The sequence below is a fragment of the Escherichia sp. KCJ4928 genome (assembly GCF_004352695.1).
Taxonomy (GTDB): domain Bacteria; phylum Pseudomonadota; class Gammaproteobacteria; order Enterobacterales; family Enterobacteriaceae; genus ECMA0423.
On record NZ_SJWV01000158.1, the window covers coordinates 1 to 9,744 of the forward strand.

Here is a 9,744-nt window from a genome sequence, read left to right on the forward strand (position 1 = left end):
GTATTATTGCAGATTAAACAAATAAAAATCTTTCCATAACAAATGGTTATTCATTAATCCTGCCATAAACTCGCGTTATTATGCATTAATGCAGCGAAAAGCTCTGTTGTTAAAGGGTTGCGCAACATACCGCGCAAATGATACTGATCATAAGCGTTAAAAAAATCTACAAACCAACGCAACACAATTCATGCCCTGGCAGTATGTCACGTTCTCGCGTTTCTGAACGGGGAACGGCGCTCCATTGAGGAAGTTATTCTGATGAAAAGTATAAAATTCAGCCTGGCCTGGCAGATTCTGTTTGCTATGGTGCTGGGCATTCTCCTGGGAAGCTACCTGCACTACCATAGCGACAGCCGCGACTGGCTGGTCGTCAATTTGCTCTCTCCGGCGGGTGATATCTTCATCCATCTGATCAAAATGATTGTTGTGCCGATTGTGATCTCCACGCTGGTGGTGGGTATCGCGGGTGTTGGTGATGCCAAACAGCTCGGGCGTATTGGCGCGAAAACCATTATTTACTTCGAGGTGATCACCACCGTCGCCATCATTTTGGGGATCACTCTGGCGAACGTCTTCCAGCCCGGTGCCGGGGTGGATATGTCGCAGCTGGCGACCGTCGATATCTCGAAATATCAGAGCACTACGGAAGCGGTACAAAGCAGTTCCCACGGCATTATGGGCACGATTTTGTCGCTGGTGCCGACGAACATTGTGGCGTCGATGGCGAAAGGCGAAATGCTGCCGATCATCTTCTTCTCGGTGCTGTTTGGTCTGGGGCTTTCCTCCCTGCCCGCGACGCATCGTGAACCGCTGGTGACCGTGTTCCGCTCCATCTCTGAAACCATGTTTAAAGTGACTCACATGGTGATGCGTTATGCACCGGTGGGTGTGTTTGCGCTGATTGCGGTGACGGTGGCTAACTTTGGTTTCTCTTCTCTGTGGCCACTGGCGAAACTGGTGCTGCTGGTGCATTTCGCCATTCTGTTCTTCGCGCTGGTAGTGCTGGGAATTGTGGCGCGCCTGTGCGGGTTAAGCGTCTGGATCCTGATTCGTATTCTGAAAGATGAGCTGATTCTGGCGTACTCCACTGCCAGCTCTGAAAGCGTACTGCCGCGAATTATTGAGAAGATGGAAGCCTACGGAGCACCGGCGTCGATCACCAGCTTCGTGGTGCCGACCGGTTACTCTTTTAACCTTGATGGTTCGACGCTGTATCAAAGTATTGCCGCTATTTTCATCGCTCAGCTGTATGGCATTGACCTGTCCATCTGGCAGGAAATCATTCTGGTGCTGACGCTGATGGTGACCTCGAAAGGGATTGCTGGCGTGCCGGGCGTGTCGTTTGTGGTGTTGCTGGCAACGCTGGGTAGCGTAGGTATTCCGCTGGAAGGCCTGGCGTTTATTGCTGGTGTTGACCGTATCCTCGACATGGCGCGTACTGCGCTGAACGTGGTGGGTAATGCGCTGGCGGTGCTGGTGATTGCCAAGTGGGAACACAAATTTGACCGCAAAAAGGCGCTGGCTTATGAGCGTGAAGTGCTGGGCAAATTTGATAAAACTGCGGATCAATAATTGAAGATTGCCGGGGTTATCCACCCGGCAATGTGTGGATGCCTGATGCGACGCTGGTGCGTCTTATCAGGCCTACCTTAACCGTTGGTTAATTTTTCAAACTCTTCACACCCGGTATCAAACCCTTCCATACAGCTCAGGTTCAACCAGTGCAGCGCCTTTTGTTTGTTCTTCTCGATAAAACCTTCCTCACCGTTTAAGAACATCATTCCCGCCCAGTACTCGGAATAACCGGTTCGGGAAATTGCAGAGCTGCGTTTGAAATACCAGGTTGCCTTGTCATCGTCGGCCTTAATGCCCACGCCGTTGGCGTAAATCAAACCAAGCAGCATTTGGGCATCGACGGCAGAGTCGTTCTCCAGATCTTCCGAGGCGTTTTCTAACAGCGAAATCGCCTTTGGATAATCCGGTTTACCCGCTTGAGTATTTACCAGAATATGCGCCAGCGTTACTTCACCTTCTTTACTGCCCGCTTGCGCCGCTTTCTCTGCAAGAACTTTTGCTTGTGGATAGTCCAGACTGACCGGATTGGTGATTTTGATCTGCGCCAGCAGCGCGCAGGCATCAGCATCACCGCTGTCGGCGGCTTTCTGTGCCCAATATTCGGCTTTGCTCAAATCGCCGGAGCTAAACCAGCTGTCGGCAAGAAAATATTGTGCGCGTCGGTCCCCGGCCTCTGCTGCCTTTAAATACTGGCTGCCAGGCTCGGAGTCGTTCGCGTGGGCAAAGAATGTCAAAAACAACATCAATGCGATAATTTTTTTCATTTTGATAATACGATTGGGTAGGGAGTAACCAGTATAAAGAGTTCGAATGGATAAAAAAACAGCCTCCGAAAGGAGGCTGTAGAAAGGACTGTATTACGCCAGTGCCGCTTCGCGCAGGCGAGTTTTCAACTTGTTGTACTCGTCAATCACGTACTGCTCGGCGGCGCGCTGATCGGCGATCGGCTCGACGCGCACGGCGCAGTATTTGTATTCCGGCGTTTTCGTAATCGGGCTTAAGTTTTCGGTAACCAGCTCGTTACAGGCACCAATCCACCACTGGTAGGTCATGTAAATCGCCCCTTTGTTCGGACGATCGCTGACCTGCGCACGGGTGATAATTTTGCCTTTACGCGAGTGCACCCAAACCAATGCCTCATCTTCAATACCCAGACGTTTGGCGTCTTCGGTATTGATTTGTGCGTAGCCAGGTTCATCAGCCAGCGCCGCCAGTGCCGCACAGTTACCGGTCATCGAACGGCAAGAGTAGTGACCAACTTCACGCACCGTTGACAGTACCATCGGGTACTCGTCGGTGAGTTTGTCGATTGGCGCTACCCAGTCGCAGGTGAAGAACTGCGCCAGACCGTTCGGGGTATCAAACTTCTCTTTAAACAGATAAGAAGTCCCCTGATCGGCATCTGAAGTATCGCGGCAAGGCCACTGAATGAAGCCCAGTTCGCCCATTTTCTCGTAAGTCGCACCGTAGAAATCCGGGCACAGATGACGCAACTCATCCCAGATCTCCTGGGTGTTGTTGTAGTGCATCGGATAACCCATACGGGTGGCGATTTCACTGATGATTTGCCAGTCCGTTTTCAGATCCCATTTCGGTTCAACTGCTTTGAAGAAACGCTGGAAGCCACGGTCAGCCGCAGTAAACACGCCTTCATGCTCGCCCCACGACGTTGACGGTAAAATAACATCCGCCGCCGACGCGGTTTTGGTCATAAAGATGTCCTGAACGATAACCAGTTCCAGATCTTCAAAGGCTTTACGTACTGCCGACAGCTCCGCGTCAGTTTGCAGCGGATCTTCGCCCATAATGTACGCGGCACGCACTTCGCCATGCGCTGCGCGGTGCGGCAGCTCGCTGATGCGATAACCGGTATGAGCAGGCAGGCTTTCCACGCCCCAGGCTTTGGCGAATTTCTCGCGGTTAGCCGGATCTTTCACGTACTGGTATCCCGGATACGTATCCGGCAGCGCGCCCATATCGCAGGCACCCTGCACGTTGTTCTGACCACGAACCGGGTTTACACCCGCATGCGGCTTACCGAGGTTACCGGTCAGCATCGCGAGGCTGGTCAGAGAACGCACGGTTTCCACGCCCTGGTAGAACTGGGTTACACCCATGCCCCACAGGATGGCGGCGCTTTTCGCCTGGGCATACATCCGTGCCGCCTGACGAATCTCACTGGCGCTGACGCCGGTGATATCTTCAACCGACTCCGGCGTGTAGCCTTCAACGATTTTACGATACTCTTCAAAGCCTTCTGTACGGGAAGCGACGAACGCTTTGTCGTACAGATTTTCTTCAATAATGACATGGCCCATCGCATTCAACAGCGCGATGTTCGAGCCGTTTTTCAGTGCAATGTGCATGTCAGCAATGCGCGCGGTTTCAATTTTGCGCGGATCGCAGACGATAATTTTCGCCCCGTTACGTTTAGCGTTAATTACGTGATTCGCCACGATTGGGTGGGAATCCGCCGGGTTGTACCCGAAAACGAACACTAAATCGGTATTATCAATTTCGTTAATAGCATTGCTCATTGCGCCATTACCGACCGATTGGTGCAGACCTGCAACCGATGGGCCGTGTCAGACACGAGCGCAGCAGTCAACGTTATTGGTACCAATAACGGCGCGCGCAAATTTTTGCATTACATAGTTGGTTTCGTTACCCGTACCACGCGAGGAGCCGGTCGTCTGGATGGCATCCGGACCGTACTTCTCTTTGATGGCGCTCAGGCGCTCGGCAACGTAATTCAGTGCCTCATCCCAGGAAACAGGTTCGAGTTTGCCGCCACGCTGGCGACGGATCATGGGGGTTTTCAGGCGCGGGGTCAGGATCTGGGTATCGTTAATGAAATCCCAGCCATAATAACCCTTCAGACACAGGGTACCCTGGTTGGTTTTCCCCTGCGCTGCCTCCGCCCGGACGATTTTGCCGTTATCGACGACCAGGTTGATTTTGCAACCTGATGCGCAATAGGGGCAAACCGTGACGACTTTTTTCATCGGTCTCGCTCCAGTTAATCAAATCACGCATACGCGCTCTCGACTACAGTATGCATCTTTTATGCCACATTTTATTTGGGGTCATTCCCTGATATTACGGGCACTATTTATTCAAAACTCTGACGAAAAACAGGCTGTCGTCAGTTTTGACGTGACGAAACGAAATACCGCGTGACAGCCATCACGCGGCAGACATTTTATTTTTTCTCGACGACGGGAGCCGCCTGATACCCGCCGCCCAGCGATTTCATCAACTGAATGCTTTGGATCACCCGGCGGCTGTCCAGCATCAGTAATGACATCTCTTCGGCAAGTACTGGCAACCGGGCTTCAGTGGCCTGTAAGCGGCTGGTTAAGCCGCGCTGATAGGCGGCCTCGGCAGCGCGCTGGGTGAAGCGCGTTGCTTCCACGCGTTCAGCCTGCATTTCTCGCTCGTCGTTGAGCGTTTGCAGACGCGTGCCGTTGACGGCAACGTCACGCACCGCGTTCAGTACTGACTGGTTGTAACGTTCAATCATCATGTTGCTGGCGGCGCGCGTGCCTTCGAGATTGGCATTCAACCGTCCACCGTCAAACAGCGGCAATTTCAGACCCGGGATGAAGTTGAACTGGCGACTGGTTTTTTTGAATAAGGTATCCAGGTGGATGGCATCAAGGCCGAAAAACGCTTTGATATCAAAGCTCGGGTAGAACAGCGCCCGCGCGGAATCCACCTGATCTAATGACGCCTGAACATACCAGCGCATGGCTTGCAGATCCGGGCGTCTGGCGAGCAATTCATAAGAGAGTGTCGCCGGAATGCCGGTCTGGACTCGTGGTAATGCCACCGGTTTGATCTCCGGCATATCGCTGGCCCCCGCGCCAATCAATGCACGCAGAGATTCTCGCGTTTCGGTGATTTGCCCTTTGACGGCAGCAATTTGTTTATCGACCGCCAGAATCTGTGCCCGCGCGCCGTGGAAAGGCACTTGTGCTTCCAGACCGTGCGCCACTTTACTCTGGTGCGCTTTCACCGCGTAATCAATCACATCGCGAGTTTGTTCTAACAGATCGAGCATCTGATAGCTGGCCTGCATACTGTAATAAAGCTGCGCTACGCCCGTGGTCAGCGATAGCTCTACTGCTGCGGTTTCTGCCAGCGCGGCATTATGCGCGCCAATGGCGGCGGCAACCGCTGAGCGATGCACACCCCACAAATCAAGATCCAGTCCGGCAAACAAACCTACTGTGGCTTCCGTATAGTACGGCCCGTCCATACCCAGTGCGGGCGCATCCATCGCATAAGGGCTTAAAAAGCCGTTCGCCGAGACGCGTTGGCGGTTGAGCATCCCTAACGCTGCGACCTGTAATTGTGAACCGGCATCTAACAAATCGGCCTGGGACTGCGCTTTTTCTTCCCGCAGTTTCGCTTCGGCGAGGGTGTGTGAACCACTTAGCGTCCGTTGGATCAGCGCATCCAGCTGCGGGTCATTGAGTTGTTTCCACCACTGCGCCTGCGGCCAGCCGGAGCTGGCAAGATGAATATCGTCGGCCAGTTTGATTTGTTCCGGTTTGAGCTGTTGATGAGGTGCAGAATCCTTACGTACCAGGGCACAGCCGGAAATCAGCGTCGTGCTGCCGAGAATGCTGCACAACAGCAGACGTGAAAGTTGACGATTGATCATTGCGTGGCTCCTTGTGCCTGTTCCGTGGCGGGCGTTAATGCCGGGGCTGTCCAGTCTGGCAAGCGGGCGAAAAGCTGGCAGACGTGTTGCTCCTGTTTTAATAAGGTGGGCAGGATGGCCTGCGAGGCGGGTGTCTCTTCAAGCGTTATTTGAGGAGAACGGCTGAGTGCGGTTGCCAGACCGGCAGCGTATTTCTCCAGGGCGTCGGCAAACTGACCTGCTCTGTCCGGCTGTAGTGCGTTATCCAGCGCCTGCGCCGAGTTCCAGGTGGCATCCCAGGCGTGAAGAATATCGCGGCCCTGACGAATAACCGTTTGCGAACGTTCAATCAGTAAGGCGCGTTCTTCGCTGTCCAGTTGACGCTCCAGCGCCACGCGTTGGCACATCTCTTCACAGGCATTAAACGCCGCATGCAGACCGATACGAATTTGCAGATAAGTGCGCAGAGCCGTGACTTCCTGCTGGCGTGGGATCCGCATTACTTTACTTAACATACCCAGCGTGCCAGCCAGTTTTTGCGGCAGTGTGCGCGCTTCACTTTCAGGCCAGACAAAGGTGTAAATCACCGCGGACACCACGGTACCAATGATGATACCCATGGCGCGATCGCGAATTTCCACCAGGTCGTACACCGGGCCAAAAACGTTTTCGAGCGTGGCGAGCGCGAAGGTGACCACCATCTGTGTGCCGATATAAGAAGAGCGTTCAGAGCTGGTGGCAATCCATGCGCCCAACAGGAAAATCGGTGCCAGCACAAACAGCAATTCGACAATATTGTCCAGCCAGGGCATGACCAGTAGCGTGAATAACAGCGCCAGAATCGCGCCGCAAAAGGCCCCGCCAAAACGCAGCACCATCTTCTGGTACGACGAACCGACATTTGGGTTAGCGACGATCACGCATGTCAGCATACAGGTGTGAATGCCTTCCCAGTCCACGCCGCTGTAGAAGGTGTAACAGATCAAACAGGCGAGCAGTGTTTTTACCGCGTAGCGCATATAGTCTGGATTGGTAAAAGCATCGGCGACCATTGATGGCGGTTTGGCGGCGGGCGTTGGCGGCGTATTCGGGTCCATCTGGCCCAGTTGTAACAACGTCTGGCAGATATTCTCCAGGTTACATTCCCGTGCCGCCATCGCTTCACTTTCAGTGATCCGCCAGTCGCTTTGCCAGCACTGACCTTCAGCAACGGCATGCTGCAGCTTATTGATTTCTGAGGCTAATTTTTGCCGAAATTCAATAATTGCCTGAGAATCAGCAAAAGAGGTGGGATCGTAGCGATTCAGCGTCGAGTAAATGTAGGTTACCGTTGCCACGCAGCTTTGCCACCATGCGCTTTGAGTTCGCCAGTTGGCATCGTCCGCGAGACAAAAGACATTCAGTTTTTGCAGCGCCAGCGCCTCTCTTTCAATCCGCGTTTCGGGTAGCGGTGCGAGGCTGTCCGTCAGGTGACTAATGGCATCATCAAGCCGATCATTAAGCGCTTGATGCATTTGCGTAATGGCACGACTGGGAAACCACAGCACGCCGATTAACGTCATCAGCAAGGTTGGATAGAGGCCAACAACGATACACCACAGCGTTAAGCGCACGACCACTTCCGGATAGTCGAGCATGGCGGGGAAGGTTTGCCCGTAAATGGCGACAATGGCGACAGCGAAAAAGACCAGTCCCAGCCGATGGGTGCGCATCAAAAACATACAGCCCATCAGGATCGGCCCGGCGATGATCAATCGGATCAACGGTTCGCCGTATGACCATTTGTAGATCAAAAACAGGCTGCCGATCTCCAGCACCGTGGCAACCACAAACAAGATCGCGACAAATTTGGTGTAAAACGCGTTCGACTGAATACCGTAAAACAGCACTGCCAGCGATAACGCCACAAAAGGGATCTCAAAAGTCATCGAGATCAGAATCACCAGCAGGCAGCCTACCCAGAGTTGCACGATCTGCGGCACGCGGCCGGGTCGCCGCTCGCTTAACTCTTCATGAAAGAACGCCAGCAGCCTGACCACCGGTAATGGCAGGGAGTTGAGCGCGCTCATTATTGCGGCTCAAGATTAGCGACTGCCGAAGCGCCGATGCGGAACATTTCCGGGTCAGGTTTATCGACCATGATTTTGACCGGAAAACGCTGGGCAACGCGGACCCAGTTAATAGAGCGAGAAACTTTCGGCAGGCCGCCCAGCACCAGGCCGCCGTCATCCGGTAGCACGCCGTAGCCAATCGAATCCACTTTACCCTCGAAGGTTTTGCCGCTGTCACTCATCAGGCGAATCGTTGCGGGTGTACCTGAGCGAATATTTTTCAGATCGGTTTCGCGGAAGTTGGCGATCACGTACCAGTGACGAGTATCGATTAGGGTAAAAATAGGGCGCATCGTAGATGCAAACTGCCCGACGGAGGTTTTGAGGGAAATGACCCGGCCATCAAACGGCGCGCGAACGGTCGCCATTTCCAGATGCAGTTTGGTCAGGGCAATATCCGCTTCGACCGCCGCACGCTGGGCAACTAATGCATCCACGCCGCTGACGGCGCTGGCGGCTGACTGCGCCTGTAACAATACGGCATTAAGATCGGCTTCTGCGGCGCGCTGCGCAGTTCTTGCACGGTCAACGTCTTCCGCTGAGACAAAACCCTCTTTCAGTAATGGCTCGGTGCGGCGTAATGTATCTGTGGCCTGTTTCGCGGCGGCACGGGCTTTTTCTACCGTGGCATTAATCGAGTCGGCACCAAACTGTTGCGCATCAACGCTACGCTGGGTGAGCATAATTTGCTTATCCAGCGCCGCGAGGGAGGCTTCAGCTTTCGCCAGATTGGCTTCGTACGGGCGCGGGTCAATGCGGAACAGCAAATCGCCCTGTTTGACTGCCTGGTTGTCGGTGACCGCCAGTTCTACAATGCGGCCGCTGACTTCCGGCACCACATCAATGGTATCTGCTGACGCGTAAGCGTCATTAGTTGATGGCGCACTGTCTACGCGCCAGATAACGAAAACAAGGGCAACCAGCGCCAATGCAACCACTAACAGAGCAGGGAATTTACTGCGAGGAGCTTTTTTCGGCGTACTTTCCATGAGCGCGTCTCAAATAGATTAGAAAAATGCCAGCCAGAACAGCATGGCGTAGAGAGCAAAAAGGGCGGTATAAATAATTCCGACAAATGCCAGATTGATATTTGCCCGCTGAATAACTCGCCTCGTGATGAGCATCAAAATAAGGCTGGCAATGGCGCAGAAAAACCAGCTGGGATAATAAGCACCGATCACCGGGATTGCCGGAGATAATGAGCATCCCGAAACCATGAAGACGGGAATTATCCAGGCTGTTTTTTTGAGTTGCATCGCCATGCGAGAGAGAACTGTTGGCATATTAAATACATCCTGTCTGCTGCGAACAATATCTGTAGTGAATATCAATATCCATTGAAGGCGTCAGTATGGCTATTTTCTCGATGAATAAAAATAGCTTTATTCAGCCACCGCATTCATAACT

At 53.3% G+C, this 9,744-nt stretch carries 7 protein-coding genes; 1 reads left to right on the forward strand and 6 read right to left on the reverse strand.

Annotated features, from left to right (window positions below; translation table 11 throughout):
• Positions 1–261 precede the first annotated feature (261 nt).
• Positions 262–1,575: a glutamate/aspartate:proton symporter GltP gene (gene gltP / locus E0D98_RS18310; protein WP_000835799.1), complete on the forward strand. Its 1,314-nt coding sequence runs from the start codon at positions 262–264 to the stop codon at positions 1,573–1,575.
• A gap of 77 nt (positions 1,576–1,652) precedes the next feature.
• Here gltP and yjcO read toward each other — a convergent pair whose 3' ends face one another.
• The 6 genes from yjcO to E0D98_RS18340 all read right to left on the reverse strand — a co-directional run bounded on the left by yjcO (position 1,653) and on the right by E0D98_RS18340 (position 9,620).
• Positions 1,653–2,342 carry a Sel1 family TPR-like repeat protein YjcO gene (gene yjcO, locus E0D98_RS18315; protein ID WP_000719886.1) on the reverse strand — a complete coding sequence of 230 codons (690 nt, stop codon included), beginning with the start codon at positions 2,340–2,342 and terminating at the stop codon, positions 1,653–1,655.
• 93 nt (positions 2,343–2,435) lie between these two features.
• A complete protein-coding gene (gene fdhF, locus E0D98_RS18320) occupies positions 2,436–4,583 on the reverse strand; it encodes a formate dehydrogenase subunit alpha (protein ID WP_001300547.1) in 2,148 nt (715 codons plus the stop codon).
• A gap of 197 nt (positions 4,584–4,780) precedes the next feature.
• On the reverse strand, positions 4,781–6,247 hold the full coding sequence (gene mdtP, locus E0D98_RS18325; RefSeq protein WP_000610574.1) for a multidrug efflux transporter outer membrane subunit MdtP: 1,467 nt from the start codon (positions 6,245–6,247) through the stop codon (positions 4,781–4,783).
• Complete coding sequence (mdtO, locus tag E0D98_RS18330) at positions 6,244–8,295, reverse strand: multidrug efflux transporter permease subunit MdtO (RefSeq protein WP_047089314.1); 2,052 nt, start codon at positions 8,293–8,295, stop codon at positions 6,244–6,246. Before mdtO ends, mdtP begins: the two co-directional genes overlap by 4 nt.
• Positions 8,295–9,326, reverse strand: coding sequence for a multidrug efflux transporter periplasmic adaptor subunit MdtN (gene mdtN, locus E0D98_RS18335; protein ID WP_000446355.1), 1,032 nt, complete (start codon positions 9,324–9,326; stop codon positions 8,295–8,297). Before mdtN ends, mdtO begins: the two co-directional genes overlap by 1 nt.
• Positions 9,327–9,344: 18 nt before the next feature.
• Entirely contained in the window at positions 9,345–9,620 is a 276-nt protein-coding gene (locus tag E0D98_RS18340) for a YtcA family lipoprotein (RefSeq protein WP_001297587.1), read from the reverse strand.
• Positions 9,621–9,744: the final 124 nt, after the last annotated feature.